This window comes from Ramlibacter pinisoli, assembly GCF_009758015.1.
In the GTDB taxonomy this organism is placed as follows: Bacteria; Pseudomonadota; Gammaproteobacteria; order Burkholderiales; family Burkholderiaceae_C; genus Ramlibacter; species Ramlibacter pinisoli.
The window spans coordinates 1,943,874-1,966,784 of sequence record NZ_WSEL01000009.1; the positions used below are offsets into that span (position 1 = coordinate 1,943,874).

Genomic DNA, 22,911 nt, shown 5'->3' on the forward strand with positions numbered 1-22,911 from the left:
GCGCGCTCAGGCCTTGGGCAGCGTGACGCCGCGCTGGCCCTGGTACTTGCCGCCGCGGTCCTTGTAGCTGGTCTCGCAGGTCTCGTCGCTCTCGAAGAACAGCACCTGCGCGCAGCCCTCGCCGGCGTAGATCTTGGCCGGCAGCGGCGTGGTGTTGGAGAACTCCAGCGTCACGTAGCCTTCCCACTCGGGCTCGAACGGCGTGACGTTGACGATGATCCCGCAGCGCGCGTAGGTGCTCTTGCCCAGGCAGATGGTCAGCACGTTGCGCGGGATGCGGAAGTACTCCAGCGTGCGCGCGAGGGCGAAGCTGTTGGGCGGGATTATGCAGACGTCGTCGTGGAAGTCGACGAAGCTCTTCTCGTCGAAGTTCTTCGGGTCGACCACGGTGCTGTGGATGTTGGTGAAGACCTTGAACTCGGGCGCGCAGCGGATGTCGTAGCCGTAGCTCGAGGTGCCGTAGCTGATGACGCGCTGGCCGTTCACCTGGCGGATCTGCCCGGGCTCGAACGGCTCGATGAGGCCGTGCTGCTCGGCCATCCGCCGGATCCACTTGTCGCTCTTGATCGTCATGTCGCCCGCTCCTGGGCTCGATTGTAGGTGGGGCCGCCGGGCTCACCGGGCCAGGTGGACCCGCTCGACCACGCGGTCGTCGCCCAGCACGATGAGCGAGAACAGCAGTTCGTCGAGGTCGCGCGCATGCGCCGTCTTGCGCGCCAGCAGCGGGGTGGCATGCGGGTCCAGCACCAGGAAGTCGGCCTCGCAGCCCGGCTGCAGGTTGCCGATCACGCCCTCCAGCCCGAGGGCCTGGGCGGCGCCCGCCGTGTGCTGCCACCACAGGTGCTGCGGCGACAGGCTCACGCCCGGCTTGGTCTGCCCTTCGCGGCCGACGTAGTAGGCGGCCAGCATGGTGTGGAACGGGCTGAAGCTGGTGCCGCCGCCGACGTCGCTGGCCAGCCCGTAGCGAAAGCCCACCCGGCGCGCACCGGCGTAGTCGAAGAAGCCGCTGCCCAGGAACAGGTTGCTGGTCGGGCTGACCGCCGCCGCGGCGCCGGTGCTGCGCATCAGGAGCCGGTCGTCGTCGTCGAAATGGATGCAGTGGGCGTAGATCGCGCGCTCGCGCATCAGGCCGAAGCCGTCGTAGACCGCCAGGTAGCTGCGCGCATCGGGGAACAGCTCGCGCGCCCAGCGGATCTCGTCGCGGTTCTCGGCCACGTGCGACTGGATCCAGACATCGGGGTAGCGCGCGGCGAGGTCACCGGCGCCGCGCAGCTGCGCGTCGGTGCAGCTCGGCGCGAAGCGCGGCGTGATGGCATAGCCCAGCCTGTCCCGGCCGTGCCAGCGCCGGATCAGGTCCTCGGTGTCGCGCAGGGACTGCTCGGTCTCGTCGCGCACCCCGTCGGGCGAGTGCCGGTCCTGCAGCACCTTGCCGGCGATGAGGCGCATGCCCCGCTGCTGCGCCTGCGCCATCAGGGCGTCGACCGACGCCGGGTGCGAGGTGGCGAAGGTCAGCGGCGTGGTCACGCCGTGGCGCAGCAGCTCGTCGAGGAAGACGGTGGCGACGCCGTGTGCGTAGGCCGGATCGGAAAAGCGCGCCTCGTGCGGGAAGGTGTACTTCTCCAGCCAGGGCAGCAGGCCCTCGGCCGGCGAGCCGATGACGTCCGTCTGCGGGAAGTGCACGTGCAGGTCGATGAACCCCGGCGCCAGGATGCGGTGCGGCAGGTGCTCCACCGGCACGCCCGGGTAGCTGGCGGCCAGCGCCTGCCAGGCCCCGGCCGCGCGCACCACCGGCCGCCCGTCTGCACCGGGGCCGACCAGCAGGAAGCCGTCGGCGTCGTAGAGGGCCGAGCCGTCCTCGGCGAATCGCAGCAGGGCGGCGCGGAAGGCTTGCATGCCGCCTATTGTCCGACCTTGCCCAGCACGCCCGCCACCAGGAAGTCCATGGCGAGGATCTGCGGGTCGGTCAGGGCGGCGCCGCGCGCCACGACGGTGCGGCCGGTGTTGTCGGCCAGGGGACCGGCGAACGGCTGCAGCCGGCCGGCGGCGATGTCGCGCTGGCGCGCCAGCACCTCGTCCTGCACCGCCCTGGGGACCTTGGGGCCGAAGTGCTCGACACGCACCATGCCCTCGCGGATGCCGCCCCAGACGTTGCCCGGCTTCCAGGTGCCGTCCAGGACCTCGCGCGCGCGGCGCGTGTAGTAGTCGCCCCAGTGGTGCGTCACGGCCAGCACCTGGGCGTCGGGCGCGGCAAAGCGCATGTCCGAGTGGTAGGCGATGGCCAGCCGGCCGCGCTCCTGGACGGCCGCCATCACGGCGGTGGAGGCGGTGTGGAAGGCGAGCACGTCGGCGCCCTGGTTCATCAGGGTCATGGCCGCGTCGCGCTCGCGCGCCGGGTCGAACCAGGCGTTCAGCCACACCACACGCACCTGCGCCTGCGGGTCGACCGAGCGCATGCCCAGCGTGAAGGCGTTGATGCCCTGCAGCACCTCGGGGATCGGGAAGCCGGCCACGTAGCCGGCCGTGTGCGACGCCGACAGCCGCCCGGCCGCGACACCGGCCAGGTAGCGGCCCTCGTAGTAGCGGGCGTTGGCCACCGCGACGTTGGGCGCCGTCTTGTACCCGGTGATGGACTCGAACCTGACCTGGGGGAAGTCGCGCGCGACCTTGAGCGTCGGCTCCATGTAGCCGAAGCTGGGCGTGAAGATCAGCTGGTGCCCCTGCTGGGCCAGGTCACGGATCACGCGTTCGGCGTCCGGGCCCTCCGGCACGTTCTCGACCGACCGGGTGGCCACGCGCGGGCCCAGTGCCGCCTGCAGGGCCTGGCGGCCCTCCTCGTGCTGGCGCACCCAGCCGGCCTGGGTCAGCGGCGCGACGTGGACGAAGGCCACCTTCAGCGCCGGCGGCTGCTGGGGCGAGGCGGGCAGGCACAGGAAGGCGGCCGCGAGCGCGGCAGCGAGGTTTTTGAACATGGTTGTCCTCGACATGGCCCCGCGGAAATGAAAAAGCCGCTGCGGGGCACAGCGGCTGTCGAATTGTACGGCGGGGGCGGCGCTAGGACGGCCCGAAGCGGTGCCGGCCGATCTCGAGCAGGCCGTCGAAGATGAGCGAGTCGACCAGCTCGAACGCGATCGACATGTGGGGCGCCATCTTCCAGCCGGCGCCGCCGGTCATGATGCAGGCCGGCTCGGCCCCGCAGTGCGCGCGCACGTGCTGCACCATGCGCTCGATCGCGCCGGCGATGGCGTAGGTGCCGCCGCTGGTGAGCGCGTCGCTGGTGTTGGTGGGGAAGGCGCGCACCTCGCCGGTGGGCACGTGCAGGCCGGCCGTGCCGGACTCGAGCGCGCGCAGCATGATGCCGTGCCCCGGCAGGATGAAGCCGCCGAGGAAGCGCCCCTCCTCGTCGACCGCCTCCACCGTGACCGCGGTGCCCACCATCACGACCACCATCGGCCGCGCCGGGCCGTGCGCCAGCGCGTGCTGGCGCGCCCCCACCATCGCGACCCAGCGGTCGGCGCCGAGGCGGGCCGGGTGGTCGTAGCCGTTGGTCAGCCCGGCCTCGGCCGCGCTGGCGTGCACCCATTGCGCCGGCAGGTCCCAGAGCTCTTCCAGCTGCGCCTCGACGCGGCGCCGCACGGCGTCGGCGGCGACCGAGCAGCCGAGCATGCGGTCGGGGGCCGGCAGCCGCGCCCAGGCGCCTTCCGACAGCGCATCGATCTGCTCCAGGAATTCGGCCCCGTGGGCCAGGATGGCGGCGCCCGGGTGCGGTGCGTCGTACAGCGCCCACTTCAGGCGGGTGTTGCCGATGTCGATGGCGAGCAGGGACACGCGCAGGGCCTTCGCGGGTTCAGGCGACCGCATCGAGCTGCACGCGCATCGCGTCCAGCGCGTCCAGGAGCGCGGCCTCGTGCGAGCGCAGCTGCTCGCAGTCGGCCAGGACGGCGGCCAGCCGGCGCTGCAGCTGCTCGTGCGCCTCGCGCGCGGCGTCGAGCCGGCCGGCGGCCCGGCCCTCGGCAGCAGCAGCCGCCAGCGCCGACAGCCGCGAGCGCCAGCCCGTCACCTCCGACGCCACCGCCTGCAGGGTGCTGCGGGTGAGCTCGGAGCGCCGCTCGGCCGTTGCCAGGGCCTGCTGGCGCGCCTGCTGCGAGGCCGCGGCGGCGGCGCGCAGCGCCTTCAGCCGGCTGACCAGCAGCTCGCAGCGGGCCGCATCCTCGTCGACCTGGCGGCGGGCGTTCGCATCCAGCGCGCCGGGATCGCCGCGCTGCTGCAGCTGGCTGCGCATGGTCTGCAGCCAGCGCGCCCCCTGGTCGATGAGCCGGTCGAGCGCCTGGTACTCGACCTCGACCTCGACCAGCGCCCGGTCGGCGGTGACGGCATGCGGCTGCTGTGCCTTCTGCGCCGCCCCCACGCCCGCGCCCACGGACCGGGCGGCGCCCTCGGCAGCGTCGACGCCGGCGGCGAACACGGCGCCGGCGCTGCGGTTCTTGCCAGTGAGGCCGGCCCACCAGCCGCGCGGCTCGAGCAGGCCGAAATCGACCTGCGGCAGCGCCTGGGCGAGCTCCTCCAGGGGCGGGCGGACGCTGGCTGCGCTGGACGCACGGGCCTCGCGCTCGAGCGCGGCGCGCAGTTCGGCCAGCCGGCGCACGTGCTGGTGGCCGACGTCGGCCGCCATCTGGTCGAGGAAGGCCGACGGCGAGACCGGCGCCCGGGCGGCGGACACCTGGGCCAGCTTGGCCGGCGTCATCAGGGAAGCGGTCTGGTCGTCGGGGTCCATGGCGGCAGACGGTCGAAAGGCCCCAAATGTACCGCCGAGCCCGGGACTGCGGCTACATGACGCCCAGCCAGCAGGCGCGTTGGATGGCCGCCAGCTTGCTGTCGACCTTGAGCTTGCCCATCGCGTTGGCCAGGTGGAAGTTCACGGTGCGCTCGGCGCACTGCAGGCGGCCGGCGCTCTCGCGCGCGGTCAGGCCCTGGAAGGCCAGCACCAGGCATTCGCGCTCGCGCGGGCTCAGGGTCGAGCGGGCGGTGGCGAGCGCGCGCCGCACCAGCGGCCACACGCTCATCGTCGACCACACCAGCGCCGCCGCCTCGGCCCGGCCGGCCAGCTCGCGCGGGGAGAACAGGAAGCACTCGAAGGCGCGGTCGGCCGGCAAGGGGAACTCGACCCGCACCAGCCCGTGGAAGCCGTGCGCGACCCACTGGGAGCGCCAGTCGCCCGGCACCGGCTCGGGGCGCGCGATCGACTGCCAGGCCACCAGCGGCGCATCGGTGTCGCGCCAGCCGCTGCCGTAGTCGCTGCTGGCGGCCAGCGCACGGGCGGCAACGCCCAGACCGGGCGGGTGGACGGCCACCACGTCGCGCTCGTCGCGCGCGCCGAACGGGTTGGGGCCGAGGATGACGACGGCGAGCACGGCCTGCTCGTGCAGCGCGCGCAGCCAGTCGCTCAGCACCGTGTCGAGGTCGGCGCTGTCAAAGTTAGCAGGAATCACCGAGGGGGATGGCAGGGACTTCAAACGGGCTGAGACAATAGCAGCATCGTGTCTCGATTGTTTCCGGCACACCCCTTCCGCCACGCAAGCAGTACGCCAGGCGGCCAAAAACCCACACACACCCGGCCCGTCGCGGGCCTCCGATTGCACGCCGCATGAGCTTTCCGCTCTTTCACCGTCCCGGCACCGTCGTCTTCCTCGACGACGACCCCGACTACCTGGAGATGCTGGCCCTGGTGCTGCCGCGCCAATGGCACGTGCGGCTGTTCGCGCGTCCCACCGACTGCATCGCCAAGCTGCGCGAGGAGCCGCCGTTCTGGGAGGCCGACGCCTGGAACCAGCAGCAGCTGGTGGACCACTGGCGGGCCGGCCGGCCGCTGGTGCCGCAGATCCTGGACTACTGGGCCCGTTCGACCGAGCGCTACGCCCTGTCGCGCGCCTGCGTGGTCGACTTCTCCATGCCGGGCATGGACGGCCTGCAGGTGCTGTCGGAACTGCAGGACTGGTCGGGCGCCCGCGTGCTGCTCACCGGCCAGGCCGACGAGCAGGTGGCGGTGGACGCCTTCAACCGCGGCCTCATCGAGCAGTTCATCGCCAAGCAGATGCCCGAGATGTCGCGCCATCTGGTGCAGGTGGTGCAACGCCTGATGACCACGCCGCATCCGCGCCACGCACAGACCTGGCGCGCCACCCTCAGGCCGGAGCACCACGCGCTGCTGCGCGATGCGGCGGTGGCGCAGGAACTGGGCGCGCTGGCCTCGCGCCGCTGGGTCGAGCACGTGGTGATCGGCGAGCCGTTCGGCGTGCTAGGCCTCGATGCCGCCGGCTTCGCCAGCTGGCTGCAGCTGGAAACGCCGGCCGCCCTGCCGGCGCTGGCCGAGATGGCCGAATCGGCCCGCCTGCCGGCCGACGCCGTCGAGGACATCCGGGCCGGCCGCAAGCTGGCCAACCTGGAGCTGGCCTCCGGCCTGCAACGGGCGCCCGAGCTGGGCGACGCCTTCCCGATCGGCGGCCCGCAGCTGCTGGGCGCGCTGTTCCCGATCGACGGCACCGGTGGCGGCGACGCCGGCTACACGCGCTGGCTGGCACGCCAGCCGCGCCGCCAGGTCGACCACTGAGGACGCCTCAGCGTCCCGTGCGAGCCGGCCCGCTCAGGCCAGCTTGCCGTGGCACTGCTTGTACTTCTTGCCGCTGCCGCACGGGCAGGGATCGTTGCGGCCGACCCGCGGCACCTCGCCCGCCGCCAGCGCAGCGCCGACGCCGACCGCCGACCGAGCAGCGGTCGATTCGTCCAGCCGGCTCTCCGCCTCGCCGGTCTCGTTGGGGGCGGTGTAGGTGATGTTGCTGATGTGCTCGGCGCGCTCTTCCATGTCCTCGGCGGCCTGGTCGAGCTGCTCGCCCGACTGCACCTTCACCGTCATGAGGACCTTGGTCACCTCGTTCTTCACCGAGTCGAGCAGCTGGCCGAACAGCTCGAAGGCCTCGCGCTTGTATTCCTGCTTGGGCTGCTTCTGCGCATAGCCGCGCAGATGGATGCCCTGGCGCAGGTAGTCGAGCGCGGCCAGGTGCTCGCGCCAGTGGACGTCGATGCTCTGCAGCAGGACCACGCGCTCGAACTGGGTGAAGTTCTGCGGGCCGATCTCGGCCACCTTGCGCTCGAACGCCTGGTGCGCCGCGGCAATGACCTTCTCCAGGATGTCCTCGTCGGTGATGGCGGTGGAGGCCTGCACCAGCTCGCGCAGGCCCAGCACGATGCCCCACTCGTCGGCCAGCACCTTCTCGAGGCCTGCCAGGTCCCACTGCTCCTCGACCGACTCGACCGGCACGAACTGCCGCACCAGATCGGTGAAGCAGCCTTCGCGCAGCGACGCGATCTGCGCCGACAGGTCGGCCGCGTCCATGATGTCGTTGCGCTGCTGGTAGATGACCTTGCGCTGGTCGTTGGCGACGTCGTCGTACTCCAGCAGCTGCTTGCGCACGTCGAAGTTGCGGGCCTCGACCTTGCGTTGCGCGCTCTCGATGCTGCGGGTGACCATGCCGGCCTCGATGGCCTCGCCGTCGGGCATCTTCAGGCGGTCCATGATGGCGCGCACCCGGTCGCCGGCGAAGATGCGCATCAGCGGATCGTCCAGGCTCAGGTAGAAGCGCGACGAGCCGGGATCACCCTGGCGGCCCGACCGGCCGCGCAGCTGGTTGTCGATGCGGCGTGACTCGTGCCGCTCGGTGGCGATGATGCGCAGGCCGCCCTGCTGCACGACGCTCTGGTGGTCCTGCTGCCACTGCGTGCGCAGCTCGGCGATGCGCGCCTGCCGGGCGGCCGGATCGAGCGCCTCGTCGGCCTCGACCGCCTCGACGGCCTTCTCGACGTTGCCGCCCAGCACGATGTCGGTACCGCGGCCGGCCATGTTGGTCGCGATGGTGATCATCTTCGAGCGGCCGGCCTGGGCCACGATGTCGGCCTCGCGGGCGTGCTGCTTGGCGTTCAGGACCTGGTGCGGCAGCCCCACCTTGGTGAGCAGCTGGTCGATGATCTCGGAGTTCTCGATCGAGGTCGTGCCCACCAGCACCGGCTGGCCGCGTTCGTGGCACTCGCGGATGTCCTGGATGGCGGCCTCGTACTTCTCGCGCGTGGTCTTGTACACGCGGTCGAGCTGGTCCTCGCGCTTGCTGGGCCGGTTGGGCGGGATGACCACCGTCTCCAGGCCATAGATCTCCTGGAACTCGTAGGCCTCGGTGTCGGCCGTGCCGGTCATGCCGGACAGCTTGGCGTACAGGCGGAAGTAGTTCTGGAACGTGATGGAGGCCAGCGTCTGGTTCTCCGGCTGGATGGGCACGCCTTCCTTGGCCTCGACGGCCTGGTGCAGGCCGTCGCTCCAGCGCCGGCCCGCCATCAGGCGGCCGGTGAATTCATCGACGATCACCACCTCGAGCTGGCCTTCCTCGCCGCGCTGCACGACGTAGTGCTGGTCGCGGTGGTACAGGTGCTTGGCCCGCAGCGCCGCGTACAGGTGGTGCATCAGCGTGATGTTGGCCGGGTCGTAGACCGAGGCGCCTTCGGGCAGCAGGCCGAGGTTGGCCAGGATGGCCTCGGCATTCTCGTGGCCCTGCTCGGTGAGGAAGACCTGGTGGGTCTTCTCGTCGACGGTGAAGTCGCCCGGCTTGGTGACGCCCTCGCCGGTGAGCGGATCGGCCTCACCCTCCTGGCGCGTCAGCAGCGGCACGGCCCTGTTCATCGCGATGTACAGGTCGGTGTGGTCCTCGGCCTGGCCGCTGATGATGAGCGGCGTGCGGGCCTCGTCGATCAGGATGGAATCGACCTCGTCGACGATGGCGTAGTTCAGGCCCCGCTGCACGCGGTCGGCCGGCTCGTACACCATGTTGTCGCGCAGGTAGTCGAAGCCGAACTCGTTGTTGGTGCCGTAGGTGATGTCGGAGCCGTAGGCGGCCTGCTTCTCCTGGCGCGACATCTGCGGCAGGTTGACGCCGACCGACAGGCCCAGGAAGTTGTAGAGGCGGCCCATCCACTGCGCGTCGCGGTTGGCCAGGTAGTCGTTGACGGTCACCACGTGCACGCCGTGCCCCGACAGCGCATTGAGGTACACGGCCAGCGTGGCGGTGAGGGTCTTGCCCTCGCCCGTACGCATCTCGGCGATCTTGCCGTTGTGCAGCGCCATCCCGCCCAGCATCTGGACGTCGAAGTGGCGCATCTTCATGACGCGCTTGGAACCCTCGCGCACGACCGCGAACGCTTCCGGCAGCAGGGCGTCCAGCGCCTCGCCCCGGGCCACGCGGTCCTTGAACTCCTGGGTCTTGGCGCGCAGCTGCTCGTCGTCCAGCTTCTCGAATTGTTGCTCCAGCGCGGAGACCTGCTCCACCACGCGGCGGTATTGCTTGAGCAGCCGGTCGTTGCGGGAACCGAAGATCTGGGTGAGGAAATTCTTGGCCATGAACGCGGTGCCGCCTGGTGGCCGTCGGCCTCGCAGGACAGCCAAATCCTTGTGTAGCTGCAGCAGGTGGGGCTGCCGCGGGCCGGTGCAAGCGCCGGCTGCGGCAAAGCGGCTGATTTTACCGCCCGGCGCGCTGGACGACGGGTGGCACTGCCGGGCGGGCCGCGGCGACCTCGAGCCGCTGGAGGTTGGCGCCGGCGTCGAGGAATTTCCTCGGGTCCTGCGGGATGCCCTCGACCAGCACCTCGAAATGCAGGTGCGGGCCGGTCGAGCGGCCGGTGGACCCCACGTCGGCGATCCTCTGGCCCCGCTTGACCAGGTCGCCGCGGTGCACGTAGGCCCGGGAGGTGTGGGCATAGCGGGTCAGCAGCCCGTTGCCGTGGTCGATCTCGACCAGGTTGCCGAATTGCGGGTGCCACGCCTGGGTGACGACCACGCCGCCGGCCGCCGCGGCGATCGGCGTGCCGGGATCCGACTGGAAGTCCAGGCCGGTGTGCAGCGCCGAGCCGCCGGTGAACGGATCGATGCGCCAGCCGAACGGCGACCCCAGGTGGCCGGCCGTGACCGGGTGCTGCGTCGGGATCATCAACGTGCGTACCTTCTGGTCGAACAGGCGCGACTCGACGACGGTGAGGATGTCGACCCGGTGGTCGGCGATCTGGTCGAGGTCGGCCAGTGCCTGGCGCAGTTCGTCGACGGTCAGGGGATGGCCGCTGACCAGCGCCCCGCCGCGGCCGGGTGTCGTGCGCAGTTCCGCCGGATTGACGCCCGCCAGGCCCGAGACCCGCTCGCCGAGGGCTTCCAGCTGCAGCAGCTTGGCCTGCATCTCGCCGACCTTGCGCGCCATGGCCTCGACGTTCTCGCGCATGTAGCGGTCGCGCTGCTCGAACTCGTCCTTGGTGACCAACCGCACCAGCGTGCCGAACACCGGCCAGCCCTCGCGCGCGCCGGTGAGGAACACCCAGTGGTAGAGGCTGGCGGCCGACAGCATCAGCGCGAGGGAGAGCCCCAACAAGGCCAGCAGCAGCTTGGTGCCGCTCAGGTGGATGGCGCGGCTCTTGGCCAGCCAGGCATCCGTGATAATGAAATGCATCAACCCCTCATCCTTCACGCCGCCCTTGAACCGCAAACATCACCCGGTCACGCTGCAGCAAGCCGCCCAGGACTCGCCGACGCTGGCGAAGCTGGCCGATCTGGCGCGTGAGTCCGGCGAACGGTTGCGGGCGATCGAGCCCCTGATCCCGGTGGCGCTGCGTCCCCGCGTGCGGCCCGGGCCCATCGACGGGACGGCCTGGTGCCTGCTGGTGGAGGGCAACGCCGCGGCCGCGAAACTGAGGCAGGTGGTCCCCGCTCTTCAAGCTCAGCTGTGCGGCAGCGGGCGGCAGGTTACCTCAATTCGCATCAAGGTCCAAGCCGGGAAGTGAGCCGCGGCGCGGCGCGTCGAAGGTGGGGGACGTTGCCGCCATCGATCTGAAAACTAACCGATGACAAGGCTCGCGCAGGGCTGCAAATCGGGTTGCCCGGCGCGGCGAACCGGCGCGTGCTCCTCACGGCTGAATCGATGCGCCCCCACCGGCATCGACGATGCGCACGTCGGCAATCCAGTTGCGCTGGCGGCGGGCCAGCCGGTCGCCCTCCCCTTCGCCATCGAAGCTGACATCGGCCTGCTGCAGCAGCGCCGGATCGACATTCTCGAACGCGCGCACGCTGACCACGGCGTAGGTGCGGCCGCCGATCTCGCTGGTCACCACCGGGACCACGCCGCACCCCCTGCACACGTGGAAGACGGCGGTTCGCGTTCCGAAGGCGTAGCGGTGCACGCCGGCCGGGTTCTTCACCCGCACCTCGAGAGCGCCAGTGGGGCAGGAGGTCCACACGCCACCGTGCTTGCGGCAGAAGGAGCACGTGCAGGCACGCGCGGGGATCCGCTCCGGCTCGGGCGACCAGTGCAGGGTGAAGCCGATGTTGCCGCAATGGCACTGGCCGGTGATGAGCATGGCGACTCTCCTTGCAGCTTGAGCGCCGGCACCGCGCTACGGGTTCGGCAGCCGGCCCGGGACTGAAGGGCCGGACGAGGACTCGACCTGCCCCTCGGCACGCAGAAGCGCTTGATCGAGCTTGCGCTCCAGGCCAGAGGCCGCCTCCTCTTCTTCGCGGATCACCTGGCCCAGGGAGGCCAGCATCGATTCCCTGCTGTCGCTGGGATAGTCTTCCAGCGCTTCGATGCTCTGCCGCAATTGACGCAACGCCGCGAGGCGAGCCATCGATTCGCGCCAGGTCATGAGCATGCTTTTCATGGTCGGCTGGTTTGCTGGGCCAGTTCGACTGTAGTCCAGACTGGCTGAGCGGGGTAGCACCCCAAAGACCTCGTTTGCTGCGGTTTCGTCCTCCCTCGAGGACTTCAAACCCGCCCATGAATGCCGGGAGGGTGATGGGACGACCAGGGACGTTCAGAGGCTGCTGCGGCAGCGCATCCCTCGTGGGCACCCGCAGGCTTGCGCGTTCGCGGCGGTCACCCGCGGGTGCTCTCCCGCGCGGACAAGGAGCGCCAACCGCGGCGTCCGGCCTTGGTTCGAGCTTGCCGGTCGCCGAGGCCAGTCGGCAGTCCCTATGGCGGACCGGCGGTCCTGGCAACCGTCCGGGCTGAACGCCCGCAGCCCCTCAAGGCCTGCGGCCTCCGAACAGGTAGGCGACGACAGCCAGGATGAGGAAGACGAAGAAGAGGATCTTCGCGATCTCGACGGCGCCGGCGGCAATGCCCCCGAAACCGAACAGCGCAGCGACCAGCGCGATGACGAAAAAGACGACGGCGTAATGCAGCATGTCGGACTCCTGTCGGAATGGCGCACCCCTCGGGTGCAGGCCCGGCAAAAAGATTAAGTGGCTTGGCCGCGCGCATGATCAGCGGCCGGCGCTACTGCATGTCCGCGCCCTCGTCCCCGCCTGTAGGACGCAACCGTGGCTGCGGACTGGGCGCTCAGCGCCGCGGCAGCCGCCTAGAACCGGCTGGCCACTGACAGCCGCAACATGTTCTGGGGCGTGAAGTTCACCTTGGGGTCCCATGCTGCACGCAGGGACCAGCGCGGCCAGTCGTACGTCACGGAAGCGCCGACGCGGCGGATGTGCTCACCATCGACGTCGCCCTGCTTGGCGAGAATGTCCCAGGTGAGTTTTTCGCCGCCATCCCGGTCCGTTTTCCAGTTCAGGTGCAGGTGGCGCTGGTCCGGGTGCTGGCGGTTGTCGGCAATGAGCAGCAACTGCACCTGGTCGTGGTCCGACCGGTGGCCGAACGAGGCCATCACCATGTCGTTGGGATCGAAGTTCAGGTTGACGTAGGGCCGAAGGTTGGTGCGACCGGCGCCGACTCCGGCGAACCAGGGTTGACCGGCTTCGACGGAGACCGTCGCTCCGAAGAAGCCGCCGGAGGCGACCTGGAGCGCAGGCTGGATGCGCGCGGGGCCGGCAGCGAAGAAGCGGTCCCAGCCCGCGCGCCACTGGGTCAGCCCATCGCTGTTCTGGCGATACCAGCCGATCCAGCCATTGCCGAAGGAGCCCGAGCGGCGCAGGTTCACGTCGAGGGCCTGCGCGCTCTGCTGGCCACCGCCGGACACTGCGTACACGCCCGTGGTCAGTTTCCAGGGCTCCTCCCCCTCGTGGCCGCTGGGGCCGCCGTCCGCCGCGTGGACCGCCGACAGGCAGGCCCCCAGGAGAAGGCTGGCTAGCGGCACGCAGCGGCGCGACAGGATGGAGGCGAGCAAATGGACCTTCAGGCAGCGGTTGCGAAGTGGTCGATCGTAGCGTCGGCCAGCGGCTGCGTCCCGCTGAGCAGCGTCGACGGATGGCTGCCGCACAATGCCGCGATGGATCCGGATGCAACCGCACTGCTGCAACGCCTGCTGCTGGAGCGCCCCATCGCGGCGCTCGCCACGCTCCACCGCGGCGAGCCGGCCATCTCGATGGTGCCGTTCGTGCTCGCGCCATCGGAGATGCAACTGCTGATCCACGTGAGCGCTCTGGCCACCCATACCCGGGACATGCTCGACCATCCGCGGGTGAGCGTCCTGGTGACGGCCGACACCGACGGTGCGACCTCGCCGCAGGCGCTGCCGCGCGTGTCGCTCGTCGCCGAAGCCCTGCCCTTGGCGCCCGACGGCCAGGCTTATCTGGGTGCTCGCGAGCGCTACCTGGCGCGTTTCCCGGATGCGGCGCAGACCTTCGAACTGGCGGACTTTTCGATCTTTGCCTTGCGCCTCCAGTCCGCGCGTCTCATCGCGGGATTCGGGCGGGCGCACAGCCTGGCAGGCGAGTCGCTGCAAGCGGTGCTGCGAGGCATTCCGGCCTGATCGGCGCGCGCGTCTCCGCGGGCTTTCCCGCGACAGCAGGAACCGCGCGACTACTTCTTCTGCGCCGGACGGCCGTACTTGGCGGTGAACGTCGCCGACGCGAGCTTGTTCGCGTTCGTCATGAAGCCGGCGACGGCGGCGGTCGCGTCGGGCGGCAATTCGAGCTTGTCGGTCTTCAGTGCATAGACCGTGAAGACGTAGCGATGCGGCTTGTCGCCCGGCGGCGGACAGGCGCCGCCCCAGGCGGCGAAGCCGTAGTCGATGCGGTTCATCGCGGCGCCCTTGGGCAGGTTGGCGCCGCCTTGCGCGCCGGCATCGGCGGCCAACTCGGTGACGTTCGCGGGAATGTTGTAGACGAACCAGTGCCAGAAGCCCGACCCGGTCGGCGCATCGGGGTCGTACACCGTCACGGCGAAGCTCTTGGTGTCCTTGGGCGCGCCGCTCCACTTGAGCGCGGGCGACTTGTTCTCGCCGCTGCAGCCGAACACGTTGGCCTCGAACTTCTTGTCCATCGTCGCATTGGCCTTCACGTCCGGGCTTTCGAGCTTGAAGCCGGCAGCCTGGGCGCTCGCGACGCCGAACGCCGCGAGGAACATGAGCGTGGTTCGCATGGGCATCTCCTGTCAGCGAGGGCGATGATGCGACCCCGCCACGGGGCGGTCAAGCCAAGGTGCCGGAACGCGAACGCGTCGGGAACGGTCGGCAGGAGAGCGCGGTGGCCGCGCCCGCCCCACGACCGTCCACGTCACTGCTCGTCGGCCGCGCGATCCTTCAGCTTGAGGAACTCCTCCACGATCGACTCGACCTGGCCCGCCAGGCCCTCCTCCATCAACTTCGCGCGCTTGAGGATGCGCTCAGCGGACTTCTGCACCGTCGTCGCCGACGTGTTGATCTCCTCGAACCCTTCGATGTGCTTGCGCACGCGCTCGATGGCCTTGTCGATCTTGTCGAAGCTGGCCGCGTCCTGCTTGCCGTGCGTGGCCGCCTTCACCGAGAGCGCCGTCGCCACCATCAGGGCCGCCTGCAGCCAGACGTCGCCGGCGGGGTCCTCCGCGTCCCAGCGCACGACGATGTCGTGCCCATAGCGGGCGAAAACGGGAATCGAGCCGTGCGCCGTCCGGGTCGAGTGCACGAAGACACAGACGCCGGCGCTGCGGTTGCGCCGCGCGACCTCCGCTTCCTCGATGGTCTTGTTCAGGTCGTAGGAGGCGCTCTCCTTGGCCTCGACCACGATGCGCGCGCCGGCGGCCACCTTTTCCGGGCCGATCGTGATGAGGTGGTCTCCCACCTTGCAGTTGGGGATCAGGCCGGTGGTCGCGCCGGTGTCCTGCGCCAGGTCGCCGCCCGCAGCGACCAGGCCACGCAGGTGGTCGCCCAGCGCAGCCTCGAACTCCAGCCCGTGCCGCGTGCTCTTGAGCGACTCTTCGCGGCGGGCCTGCAGGGCCTGAACTGCGGCGTTCAGGGTTTCGGCCAGGCGGGTGTTCTGTTCGACGTTGATGCGCTGGTGCTCCTGCAGCATCAGGTACATGCGCTTGAGGGCCGAGTTCTCGCTGTCCAGGCTGAGTTCGGCCGTCAGGCGGCGCTGCGTGGCTTCCACCTGGCCCACGAGGCGGGACAGCGCCGAATCGGGCTTGTCCAGGCTGAACTCGGCCACCACCGACTGCATGTCCTCGGACAGGGCCTTGTTCAGGTCGCCATGCTTGCTGGTCAGCTCCGACAGGAAGCGCACCAGCGCGCCTTCCTTGTTGTCCAGCGAGAACTGGTTGAGGATGGAGACGTTCTGCGCCTGCACCACGGCATCGAGCGTGCGCTGCAGGTTGGCGATCAGCTGGTTGTCGCCGCTCGGGTCCAGCGCCTTGAGCAGCAGGCTGTTCTCGCCGATGAACTGGTCGAACACCTTCGACAGGCTCTGCTCGGCATCGCGGACCTGCTGGCGCACGACGGTGGCCAGCTCGCCATCGGCCTTGGTGAGCCGGTCGACCCGCTCGACGAAGAGGCCCTCCTTGGGGTCGAAGTAGTGGGACAGAGAGCCCGTCACGCGCTCCTCGAACTTGCCCCGCCAGGCGTTCAGCCGCTCGCCGAGCTGCTCCATCAGGCGGTCGCCTTCGCGGCGCACCGTGTCGGTGTCCAGCGTGCCGCGCGCCGCCTTCAGGGACAGCACGCCAACCTTCAGGGCGGTCACCAGGAAGTTGGTGCGCGCGCTGCCCTCGGGGTACTCGCCCAATGCCAACAACACCTCGGGATCGTTGACCGCGAAGGTCACGATCGCCGGCTCCGAACTGCTGCCGGACGGCCTGGTCTGGATGGGGGCAATGTCGGGGTTGCTCATGGGGGTCTCCGGGGCGTTCCCGGCATTTTCCGGTACGCCTGAGCTACCGCACCGCTTTCCGGGCGTCCGCCCGGTCTGAGGGGTCGACGGTGTGGGGAAATGGCAAGACAAGGCCCGCCCCGGGCAGCGACCGGTCACACCTCGTCGCTCATTCGCCATTCCGCAAGCGAATACGAAAGGGGGCCGACAGACCCCCTGGGTTTGGTGCCGATTGTCGGGATCGAACTGACGACCTACCGCTTACAAGGCGGTTGCTCTACCACTGAGCTAAATCGGCGCAGGCAAATTCTAGGCGCACGGCCGCGCCAGGGGTCACTTGATGCGCTTGAGGGCCGGCCGGGGGCCCGACGGCGGCTTGGGCGGCTCGCCGTTGGGGCTGGGCCCGGTCGCCTCGGGCGTGACCAGCTGCACCACCTTTGGATCGGCTTCCGGCGCGCCGGCCGCAGGCACGCTGGTGAGCGGGGTGGGACGCGAGCCCGCCGGCTCCTCGGCGGTGGCCGTCGGCGGCACCGGGAAGGCCATGCCCTGCCCGTTCTCGCGGGCGTAGATCGCGATCACCCGGTTGACGGGCACCATGATCTCGCGCGCGGTGCCCGCGAACCGGGCCTTGAACTCGATGAACTCGTTGCCCAGCTTGAGCGAGCTGGTCGCGTCGAAGCTGATGTTCAGCACGATCTCGCCGTTCTTGACGTATTCGCGCGGCACCTGGACCGAGTCGTCGACCTGCACCGCGACGTAGGGCGTGAGGCCGTTGTCGGTGCACCAGTCGTACAGCGCGCGGATCAGGTAGGGGCGCGTGGACGTCGATTCCAGGGCGTTCATCGTTCTTCGCAGCTGAGCTTACTTGCGCATCACCTTCTCGGACGGCGTCAGCGCCTCGATGTACGCCGGGCGCGAGAAGATGCGTTCGGCGTACTTCAGCAGCGGAGCGGCATTCTTCGAAAGCTCGATGCCATAGTAGTCCATGCGCCACAGCAGCGGCGCGATGGCAACGTCGAGCATCGAGAAGTTCTCGCCCAGCATGTACTTGTTCTTCAGGAACACCGGGGCCAGCTGGGTCAGGCGGTCGCGGATGTGCGAGCGGGCCTTCTCCAGCGCCTTCTCGTTGCCCTTGGAGGCGCGCGACTCGAGCGTGCTGACATGCACGAACAGTTCCTTCTCGAAGTTGAGCAGGAACAGGCGCACGCGGGCGCGGTCGACCGGGTCGCCGGGCATCAGCTGGGGATGCGGGAAGCGCTCGTCGATGTACTCGTTGATGATGTTCGACTCGTACAGGATGAGGTCGCGCTCGACCAGGATGGGCACCTGGCCGTACGGGTTCATCACGTTGATGTCTTCCGGCTTGTTGTACAGGTCGACGTCGCGGATCTCGAAGTCCATGCCCTTTTCGAACAGCACGAACCGGCAGCGGTGGGAGAAGGGGCACGTGGTCCCCGAATACAGCACCATCATGGGAAATGGCTCCTTATCAAAAAGCGAAAACACGGTCGGCGAGCCGACCGTGTCCACGGGGACGCGCATCCGGCCGGGCCGGACCGCGTTTTCAACGGTCTAGCGGACGTCTTTCCAGTAGGCGGCGTTCAGGCGCCAGGCAATCAACGTGAAGCCCAGCAGGAACAGCATCACCCAGACGCCGATGCGAACCCGCGTGTTCTGGGCCGGCTCGGCCATCCATTGCAAGTAACCCACCAGGTGGGCGACAGCCTGGTCGTACTGGGCCGGGGTCATCGTGCCCGGGCTCACCTGCTTCCAGCCCTTGAACACATGCACCTCGTGGCCGTGCTCCTGCAGGGTGTCGAACACCGGCTCACGCTCACCCTGCAGCTGCCACAGGGCATGCGGCATGCCCACGCTGGGGAACGCCAGGTTGTTCCAGCCGGTCGCCTTGGTCGGGTCGCGGTAGAACGTGCGCAGGAAGGTGTACAGGTAGTCGGCCCCGGTGCCGCCGTGGCCGGCGCGCGAGCGGGCGACCAGCGTGAGGTCGGGCGGCACGGCGCCGAACCATTCCTTGGCCTGCTTGGGATCGATCGCCGCCTTCATGGTGTCGCCGACCTTGTCGGTGGCGAACAGCAGGTTGTCCTTGATCTGCTGCTCGGACAGGCCGATGTCCTGCAGGCGGTTGTAGCGCATGAACGCCGCCGAGTGGCAGCTCAGGCAGTAGTTGACGAACAGCTTGGCACCGCTCTGCAGCGCCGGCAGGTCGTTGGTCATGTTGGGCGCGCGGTCCCAGGCCACGCCCTCGGAGGCGGCCTGGGCAGGCGCCAGCGGCAGCACCGCCGCCAGCGAGAACGCCAGGGAGAGAAGGAGCTTTTTCATTCTTGGATTTCCCGTCAGTGCGCGGCGAACGTGATGCGCTCGGGCACCGGCTTGAACTCGCCCAGGCGGCTCCACCACGGCATCAGCAGGAAGAAGCCGAAGTAGAACAGCGTGCCCAGCTGGGAGATGCGCTCGCCCACCGGCGACGGCGGCTGGGTGCCCAGGTAGGCCAGCACGACGAAGTTCACCACGAACACGCCGTACACCCACTTGTTCCACGAGGGACGGTAGCGGATCGAGCGCACCGGGCTGGCATCGAGCCACGGCAGGAAGAACAGGATGATGACGGCGCCGCCCATGACGAGCACGCCCCAGAACTTGGCGTCGATGCCGTTCAGGAACGAGAGCGTCTTGAACAGCCCACCCAGCGGCAGGTGCAGCCAGGCGGCCAGCGTGGGCAGCAGGCCCAGCATGATGGCGACCGCGACGGCGACCACCCACACCACCGGCTTCAGGAAACCGGCCAGGCGGCGGGTGCTGAAGAACGCGGCAGCCAGCACGATGAGGGCCAGCACGGCGGCCATCTCGCTGGTGATGGCACGCAGCATCGAGTAGTACGGCGTGAAGTACCAGACCGGCGCGATGTGCGGCGGGGTCTTCAGCGGGTCGGCCGGGATGAAGTTGTTGTACTCGAGGAAGTAGCCGCCGGCCTCGGGGGCGAAGAAGATCACCGCCGAGAAGACCATCAGGAACACCGTCACGCCGACCAGGTCGTGGACCGTGTAGTAGGGATGGAACGGGATGCCGTCCAGCGGCTTGCCGTTGGCATCGCGGGGCGCGTTCGGGCCCTTGATCTCGACGCCGTCGGGGTTGTTCGAGCCGACGTCGTGCAGGGCCAGCAGGTGGGCGACCACCAGGCCGAGCAGGACCAGCGGCACCGCGATGACGTGGAAGCTGAAGAAGCGGTTCAGGGTGGCATCGCTCACCACGTAGTCGCCGCGGATCAGCAGGGCGAGGTCGGGGCCGATGAACGGGATGGCCGAGAACAGGTTCACGATCACCTGCGCGCCCCAGTAGGACATCTGGCCCCAGGGCAGCAGGTAGCCCATGAAGGCTTCGGCCATCAGGGTCAGGAAGATCGCGCAGCCGAAGATCCAGACCAGCTCGCGCGGCTTGCGGTAGCTGCCGTAGATCAGGCCCTTGTACATGTGGAGGTACACCACCACGAAGAACGCCGAGGCGCCGGTGGAGTGCATGTAGCGCACCAGCCAGCCCCAGGGGACGTCGCGCATGATGTACTCGACCGATGCGAACGCCAGGCCCGCGTCGGGCTTGTAGTTCATCACCAGGAAGATGCCGGTGACGATCTGGATCACCAGCACCAGCAGCGCCAGCGAGCCGAAGAAGTACCAGAAGTTGAAGTTCTTCGGAGCGTAGTACTCCGTGACGTGGTAGCGCATCTGCTCCCCGAAGGTCGGGAAGCGGTTGTTGAACCAGTTGCCCAGCTTCTCGCCGGCGCTGGCATTGGGGGAGATTTCCTTGAACTCAGCCATGCACGCCTCAAGCCTTGGTGTTCTTGTCTTCGCCGATCAGCAGGCGGGTGTCGGACAGGTACATGTGCGGGGGCACTTCGAGGTTGTCCGGGGCCGGCTTGTTCTTGAACACGCGGCCGGCCATGTCGAAGGTGGAGCCGTGGCAGGGGCACAGGAAGCCGCCGCCCCAGTTGTCGGGAAGCGACGGCTGCGGGCCGGGCTGCAGCTTGTCGGACGGCGAGCATCCCAGGTGCGTGCAGATGCCCACGCCGACCCAGAACTCGGGCTTGATCGAGCGGTGCTCGTTCTTGGCGTACTCGGGCGTGGGGTAGGACTTGCGGTCGGATTCGGGGTCGGCGACTTCGCCGTCGACCTGCTTCACGGACGCCAGCATCTCGGGCGTGCGCCGCAGGATCCAGACCGGCTTGCCGCGCCATTCCACGGTCATCTTCTCACCCGGCTTGAGAGCCGAGATGTCGACTTCCACCGGGGCACCCGCGGCCTTGGCGCGTTCCGACGGCTGGAAGCCGGCCACGAACGGTACGGCGGTGAATGCAGCGCCTGCCGCTCCAGCACAGGTGGACGCGATCAGCCACGTCCTCTTGCTGGTGTCCACTGGGGTGTCACTCATGAAGTCCTCGAAAGGGGTCGCTGGGAAGGTCAACCCGCGATTGTAGCGGAGCGTATCGACGTGATTCCAGTGGGCAGGCGCTGCCGAAGGCCGTTCCCGGCCATACTGCGCGCTCCAAGGTCAACGAGGAGCAGAAGCAATGGCGATCCTGAAGGAATTTCGCGAATTCGCGCTCAAGGGCAACGTGGTCGACCTGGCCGTCGGCGTGATCATCGGCGCCGCATTCGGCAAGATCGTCGAGTCGCTGGTGGGCGACATCATCATGCCGGTGGTCGGCGCCATCATCGGCAACCTGGATTTCTCCAACCTCTTCGTCGTGCTGCGGACGGTGCCGCCCGGCACGGCCACCACCCTGGACGCCCTGAAGAAGGCCGGCGTCCCGGTGCTGGCCTATGGCAGCTTCCTGACCGTCGCCGTCAACTTCCTGCTGCTCTCGTTCGTGATCTTCATGCTGGTCAAGCAGATCAACCGGCTGCGGCGGGCGCACGCCGAGCCGGCCGCCGCAGCGCCGTCGGCCCCGCCGGAGGACATCGTCCTGCTGCGCGAGATCCGCGACAGCCTGCGCAAGTAAGGCCCGCTCAGGCGCCGGCCAGGTCGCGCGCCACCCGGATCGCCGCCAGCAGGCTGGCCGGATCGGCGCGGCCGCTGCCGGCGATGTCGAACGCCGTCCCGTGGTCGGGGCTGGTGCGCACTAGCGGCAGCCCGAGGGTGACGTTCACGCCCTTGTCGACGCCCAGGTACTTCACCGGGATCAGGCCCTGGTCGTGGTACATCGCGACCACCACGTCGAATTCGCCCGGCCGCTGCGGCGTCGCCCGCGCCCGCATAAACACCGTGTCCGGCGCATGCGGGCCGCTGGCATCGATGCCCTCGCCGCGTGCTGCCTGCACGGCCGGGGCGATGGCCTCCAGCTCTTCCCGCCCGAACAGGCCACCCTCGCCGGCGTGCGGATTCAGGCCGGCCACGCCGATGCGCGGCGCGCGGCCCAGCACGCGCTGCAGCGCCTGGTGCGTGATGCGCAGGGTCTGCAGCACCTGCTCGCGCGTGACCGCCTCGATGGCATCGCGCAGCGACACGTGGATGCTGACCAGGACCGTGCGCAACTCGTCGCTGGCCAGCATCATGCGCACCGGCAGCTCGGCCACGGACAGGCCGCGATGGCAGGCCGCCTCGGCCTGCAGCAGTTCCGTGTGACCGGGGAACGCCACCCCGGCGGCCGCCAGCGCCTCCTTGTGCAGCGGCGCCGTGACCAGCCCCGCCACCTCGCCGCGCAGCGCCGCCCGGGCGGCCCAGACCACGGCGTCGGCCGCCAGCCGGCCGGCCGCGGCGTCAATCCGGCCCCAGGGAACCAGCGGCCGCGCTGGCCCGACCTGCAGCAGCGGGATGCAATGGGGCGGCACCTGGACGACCTGCGCCGGCTGCTCGATGACGGCGATCGGCAGCGGCAGCGCACCCGGGTCGGCCGCGGCGCAGGCGCGGCGCAGGTGGGCCAGGTCGCCGGCCACGAAACAGCCCTCGAGCAGCTCCGGCGCGCGCCGGAACGCCTTGGCGATGATCTCGCCGCCGATGCCGGCGGGATCGCCCTGGGTGATGGCGAGCGGGCGCGGCGCCGTCATGCCGGGTTGTCCACGTCGATGAAGCGGTGCTCCAGGCCCAGGGCGCCGGCCACGTGGGCCGCCACCGCCGGCGCCCCGTAGCGCTCGGTGGCGTGGTGGCCGCAGGCCAGGAAGGCGACGCCGCACTCGCGCGCGTAGTGCGCCTGCGGCTCCGAGATCTCGCCGGTCAGGAAAGCCTGGGCACCGGCGGCGATCGCCGCCTCGAAGTAGCCCTGCGCGCCGCCGGTGCACCAGGCCAGGCGCTCGATCGGGCCGGCCGCGCCCTCGACCAGCGTGACCGCACGGCCGAGCGCCGTCTCGACGTGCGCCGCCAGGGCGGCGGCATCGGGGAAGCGCCCCCCGTCCTGGCGGGCGCCGAGGAAGCCCAGGTCCTGCTCGCCGAACCGGCCGCTGGCCGCCAGGCCCAGCACGCGCCCGAGCTGGGCGTTGTTGCCCAGCTCGGAATGGGCATCCAGCGGCAGGTGGTAGGCGTACAGGTTGATGTCGTGGGCCAGCAGCAGGGCCAGGCGCTGCCTCATCCAGCCCGTCACCCGGCCGTCCTGGCCGCGCCAGAACAGCCCGTGGTGCACGAGGATGGCGTCGGCCCGGTCGGCGATGGCCGCCTCGATCAGCGCCTTGCTGGCGGTGACGCCGGACACCAGCCGGCGCACCTCGGCGCGGCCCTCGACCTGCAGGCCGTTCGGGCCGTAGTCGCGGAACCGCTCGGGCTGCAGGAGCGTGTCGAAGGACTGCGCGAGGTGCTGGCGGGTGACCATGGTGGGAGGGGAAAAG

At 69.6% G+C, this 22,911-nt stretch carries 25 protein-coding genes and 1 tRNA gene; 4 read left to right on the top strand and 22 right to left on the bottom strand.

What is annotated here, in order from left to right; all coding sequences use genetic code 11:
• Nucleotides 1–6: 6 nt before the first annotated feature.
• The 6 genes from dcd to GON04_RS23680 form a co-directional block, all read right to left on the bottom strand.
• Nucleotides 7–573 (bottom strand): dCTP deaminase, encoded by a 567-nt coding sequence (dcd, locus tag GON04_RS23655; RefSeq protein ID WP_157400417.1) that lies wholly within the window; start codon nucleotides 571–573, stop codon nucleotides 7–9.
• Between the two features lie 42 nt (nucleotides 574–615).
• A complete protein-coding gene (gene guaD, locus GON04_RS23660) occupies nucleotides 616–1,893 on the bottom strand; it encodes a guanine deaminase (RefSeq protein WP_157400418.1) in 1,278 nt (425 codons plus the stop codon).
• Nucleotides 1,894–1,898: 5 nt separating this feature from the next.
• A complete protein-coding gene (locus tag GON04_RS23665; protein WP_157400419.1) occupies nucleotides 1,899–2,969 on the bottom strand; it encodes a BMP family ABC transporter substrate-binding protein in 1,071 nt (356 codons plus the stop codon).
• A gap of 82 nt (nucleotides 2,970–3,051) precedes the next feature.
• Nucleotides 3,052–3,825 carry a type III pantothenate kinase gene (locus GON04_RS23670; RefSeq protein WP_181653736.1) on the bottom strand — a complete coding sequence of 258 codons (774 nt, stop codon included), beginning with the start codon at nucleotides 3,823–3,825 and terminating at the stop codon, nucleotides 3,052–3,054.
• A 19-nt stretch (nucleotides 3,826–3,844) separates the two neighbouring features.
• Nucleotides 3,845–4,771 (bottom strand): hypothetical protein, encoded by a 927-nt coding sequence (locus GON04_RS23675; RefSeq protein ID WP_157400421.1) that lies wholly within the window; start codon nucleotides 4,769–4,771, stop codon nucleotides 3,845–3,847.
• A gap of 52 nt (nucleotides 4,772–4,823) precedes the next feature.
• Nucleotides 4,824–5,486: a helix-turn-helix transcriptional regulator gene (locus GON04_RS23680; RefSeq protein ID WP_338051040.1), complete on the bottom strand. Its 663-nt coding sequence runs from the start codon at nucleotides 5,484–5,486 to the stop codon at nucleotides 4,824–4,826.
• A gap of 155 nt (nucleotides 5,487–5,641) precedes the next feature.
• Here GON04_RS23680 and GON04_RS23685 point away from each other — a divergent pair, with 155 nt between their 5' ends.
• The gene (locus GON04_RS23685; protein WP_157400422.1) at nucleotides 5,642–6,604 is read left to right on the top strand and encodes a response regulator; all 963 of its coding nucleotides are present in this window, start codon (nucleotides 5,642–5,644) and stop codon (nucleotides 6,602–6,604) included.
• A 33-nt stretch (nucleotides 6,605–6,637) separates the two neighbouring features.
• Here the strand turns inward: GON04_RS23685 and secA are convergent, their stop codons facing one another.
• Both secA and GON04_RS23695 read right to left on the bottom strand, forming a co-directional pair.
• A complete protein-coding gene (gene secA, locus GON04_RS23690) occupies nucleotides 6,638–9,433 on the bottom strand; it encodes a preprotein translocase subunit SecA (protein WP_157400423.1) in 2,796 nt (931 codons plus the stop codon).
• Nucleotides 9,434–9,551: 118 nt separating this feature from the next.
• Nucleotides 9,552–10,526, bottom strand: a complete 975-nt coding sequence (locus tag GON04_RS23695; RefSeq protein ID WP_157400424.1) for a M23 family metallopeptidase — start codon at nucleotides 10,524–10,526, stop codon at nucleotides 9,552–9,554.
• A 25-nt stretch (nucleotides 10,527–10,551) separates the two neighbouring features.
• Here GON04_RS23695 and GON04_RS23700 point away from each other — a divergent pair, with 25 nt between their 5' ends.
• A complete protein-coding gene (locus tag GON04_RS23700; protein ID WP_157400855.1) occupies nucleotides 10,552–10,857 on the top strand; it encodes a hypothetical protein in 306 nt (101 codons plus the stop codon).
• 123 nt (nucleotides 10,858–10,980) lie between these two features.
• Here GON04_RS23700 and GON04_RS23705 read toward each other — a convergent pair whose 3' ends face one another.
• From GON04_RS23705 to GON04_RS23720, 4 genes are all read right to left on the bottom strand, one after another.
• Nucleotides 10,981–11,430: a GFA family protein gene (locus GON04_RS23705; RefSeq protein WP_157400425.1), complete on the bottom strand. Its 450-nt coding sequence runs from the start codon at nucleotides 11,428–11,430 to the stop codon at nucleotides 10,981–10,983.
• A 36-nt stretch (nucleotides 11,431–11,466) separates the two neighbouring features.
• Nucleotides 11,467–11,730, bottom strand: coding sequence for a hypothetical protein (locus tag GON04_RS23710; protein ID WP_157400426.1), 264 nt, complete (start codon nucleotides 11,728–11,730; stop codon nucleotides 11,467–11,469).
• Between the two features lie 364 nt (nucleotides 11,731–12,094).
• Complete coding sequence (locus GON04_RS23715; protein ID WP_157400427.1) at nucleotides 12,095–12,256, bottom strand: DUF1328 domain-containing protein; 162 nt, start codon at nucleotides 12,254–12,256, stop codon at nucleotides 12,095–12,097.
• Nucleotides 12,257–12,429: 173 nt separating this feature from the next.
• Nucleotides 12,430–13,284: a hypothetical protein gene (locus tag GON04_RS23720; RefSeq protein WP_232533173.1), complete on the bottom strand. Its 855-nt coding sequence runs from the start codon at nucleotides 13,282–13,284 to the stop codon at nucleotides 12,430–12,432.
• 9 nt (nucleotides 13,285–13,293) lie between these two features.
• On the opposite strand from GON04_RS23720, the gene GON04_RS23725 reads away from it, so the two are divergent.
• Nucleotides 13,294–13,776, top strand: a complete 483-nt coding sequence (locus GON04_RS23725; protein ID WP_157400857.1) for a HugZ family pyridoxamine 5'-phosphate oxidase — start codon at nucleotides 13,294–13,296, stop codon at nucleotides 13,774–13,776.
• Between the two features lie 50 nt (nucleotides 13,777–13,826).
• Here the strand turns inward: GON04_RS23725 and GON04_RS23730 are convergent, their stop codons facing one another.
• The 8 genes from GON04_RS23730 to petA form a co-directional block, all read right to left on the bottom strand.
• A complete protein-coding gene (locus GON04_RS23730; RefSeq protein ID WP_157400428.1) occupies nucleotides 13,827–14,387 on the bottom strand; it encodes a YbhB/YbcL family Raf kinase inhibitor-like protein in 561 nt (186 codons plus the stop codon).
• Nucleotides 14,388–14,521: 134 nt separating this feature from the next.
• The gene (locus tag GON04_RS23735) at nucleotides 14,522–16,105 is read right to left on the bottom strand and encodes a hypothetical protein (RefSeq protein WP_157400429.1); all 1,584 of its coding nucleotides are present in this window, start codon (nucleotides 16,103–16,105) and stop codon (nucleotides 14,522–14,524) included.
• 202 nt (nucleotides 16,106–16,307) lie between these two features.
• A tRNA-Thr gene (locus GON04_RS23740) sits at nucleotides 16,308–16,382 on the bottom strand.
• 35 nt (nucleotides 16,383–16,417) lie between these two features.
• Nucleotides 16,418–16,927, bottom strand: coding sequence for a ClpXP protease specificity-enhancing factor (locus GON04_RS23745; RefSeq protein ID WP_157400430.1), 510 nt, complete (start codon nucleotides 16,925–16,927; stop codon nucleotides 16,418–16,420).
• 18 nt (nucleotides 16,928–16,945) lie between these two features.
• Complete coding sequence (locus GON04_RS23750) at nucleotides 16,946–17,557, bottom strand: glutathione S-transferase N-terminal domain-containing protein (RefSeq protein WP_027100926.1); 612 nt, start codon at nucleotides 17,555–17,557, stop codon at nucleotides 16,946–16,948.
• 99 nt (nucleotides 17,558–17,656) lie between these two features.
• Nucleotides 17,657–18,421 carry a cytochrome c1 gene (locus GON04_RS23755; protein ID WP_157400431.1) on the bottom strand — a complete coding sequence of 255 codons (765 nt, stop codon included), beginning with the start codon at nucleotides 18,419–18,421 and terminating at the stop codon, nucleotides 17,657–17,659.
• A gap of 14 nt (nucleotides 18,422–18,435) precedes the next feature.
• A complete protein-coding gene (locus GON04_RS23760; protein ID WP_157400432.1) occupies nucleotides 18,436–19,914 on the bottom strand; it encodes a cytochrome b in 1,479 nt (492 codons plus the stop codon).
• Nucleotides 19,915–19,921: 7 nt separating this feature from the next.
• Entirely contained in the window at nucleotides 19,922–20,524 is a 603-nt protein-coding gene (gene petA / locus GON04_RS23765) for a ubiquinol-cytochrome c reductase iron-sulfur subunit (protein ID WP_157400433.1), read from the bottom strand.
• A 139-nt stretch (nucleotides 20,525–20,663) separates the two neighbouring features.
• Here petA and mscL point away from each other — a divergent pair, with 139 nt between their 5' ends.
• On the top strand, nucleotides 20,664–21,095 hold the full coding sequence (gene mscL, locus GON04_RS23770; RefSeq protein WP_157400434.1) for a large conductance mechanosensitive channel protein MscL: 432 nt from the start codon (nucleotides 20,664–20,666) through the stop codon (nucleotides 21,093–21,095).
• A gap of 7 nt (nucleotides 21,096–21,102) precedes the next feature.
• Here mscL and pdxA read toward each other — a convergent pair whose 3' ends face one another.
• Together pdxA and GON04_RS23780 are read right to left on the bottom strand one after the other, a co-directional pair.
• Entirely contained in the window at nucleotides 21,103–22,140 is a 1,038-nt protein-coding gene (pdxA, locus tag GON04_RS23775) for a 4-hydroxythreonine-4-phosphate dehydrogenase PdxA (RefSeq protein WP_157400435.1), read from the bottom strand.
• Complete coding sequence (locus GON04_RS23780) at nucleotides 22,137–22,895, bottom strand: Nif3-like dinuclear metal center hexameric protein (protein WP_157400436.1); 759 nt, start codon at nucleotides 22,893–22,895, stop codon at nucleotides 22,137–22,139. The genes pdxA and GON04_RS23780 overlap by 4 nt, the downstream gene beginning before the upstream one ends.
• Nucleotides 22,896–22,911 lie beyond the last annotated feature (16 nt).

Coding starts and splice junctions, on each gene's coding strand:
- GON04_RS23745 (WP_157400430.1), bottom strand. CDS start 16,927: ATGAACGCCCTGGAATCGACGTCCACGCGCCCCTACCTGATCCGCGCG.
- GON04_RS23725 (WP_157400857.1), top strand. CDS start 13,294: ATGGATCCGGATGCAACCGCACTGCTGCAACGCCTGCTGCTGGAGCGC.
- mscL (WP_157400434.1), top strand. CDS start 20,664: ATGGCGATCCTGAAGGAATTTCGCGAATTCGCGCTCAAGGGCAACGTG.
- GON04_RS23705 (WP_157400425.1), bottom strand. CDS start 11,430: ATGCTCATCACCGGCCAGTGCCATTGCGGCAACATCGGCTTCACCCTG.
- dcd (WP_157400417.1), bottom strand. CDS start 573: ATGACGATCAAGAGCGACAAGTGGATCCGGCGGATGGCCGAGCAGCAC.
- petA (WP_157400433.1), bottom strand. CDS start 20,524: ATGAGTGACACCCCAGTGGACACCAGCAAGAGGACGTGGCTGATCGCG.
- GON04_RS23710 (WP_157400426.1), bottom strand. CDS start 11,730: ATGAAAAGCATGCTCATGACCTGGCGCGAATCGATGGCTCGCCTCGCG.
- GON04_RS23750 (WP_027100926.1), bottom strand. CDS start 17,557: ATGATGGTGCTGTATTCGGGGACCACGTGCCCCTTCTCCCACCGCTGC.
- GON04_RS23665 (WP_157400419.1), bottom strand. CDS start 2,969: ATGTTCAAAAACCTCGCTGCCGCGCTCGCGGCCGCCTTCCTGTGCCTG.
- GON04_RS23730 (WP_157400428.1), bottom strand. CDS start 14,387: ATGCGAACCACGCTCATGTTCCTCGCGGCGTTCGGCGTCGCGAGCGCC.
- GON04_RS23735 (WP_157400429.1), bottom strand. CDS start 16,105: ATGAGCAACCCCGACATTGCCCCCATCCAGACCAGGCCGTCCGGCAGC.
- GON04_RS23755 (WP_157400431.1), bottom strand. CDS start 18,421: ATGAAAAAGCTCCTTCTCTCCCTGGCGTTCTCGCTGGCGGCGGTGCTG.
- GON04_RS23675 (WP_157400421.1), bottom strand. CDS start 4,771: ATGGACCCCGACGACCAGACCGCTTCCCTGATGACGCCGGCCAAGCTG.
- pdxA (WP_157400435.1), bottom strand. CDS start 22,140: ATGACGGCGCCGCGCCCGCTCGCCATCACCCAGGGCGATCCCGCCGGC.
- guaD (WP_157400418.1), bottom strand. CDS start 1,893: ATGCAAGCCTTCCGCGCCGCCCTGCTGCGATTCGCCGAGGACGGCTCG.
- GON04_RS23685 (WP_157400422.1), top strand. CDS start 5,642: ATGAGCTTTCCGCTCTTTCACCGTCCCGGCACCGTCGTCTTCCTCGAC.
- secA (WP_157400423.1), bottom strand. CDS start 9,433: ATGGCCAAGAATTTCCTCACCCAGATCTTCGGTTCCCGCAACGACCGG.
- GON04_RS23715 (WP_157400427.1), bottom strand. CDS start 12,256: ATGCTGCATTACGCCGTCGTCTTTTTCGTCATCGCGCTGGTCGCTGCG.
- GON04_RS23695 (WP_157400424.1), bottom strand. CDS start 10,526: ATGCATTTCATTATCACGGATGCCTGGCTGGCCAAGAGCCGCGCCATC.
- GON04_RS23760 (WP_157400432.1), bottom strand. CDS start 19,914: ATGGCTGAGTTCAAGGAAATCTCCCCCAATGCCAGCGCCGGCGAGAAG.
- GON04_RS23780 (WP_157400436.1), bottom strand. CDS start 22,895: ATGGTCACCCGCCAGCACCTCGCGCAGTCCTTCGACACGCTCCTGCAG.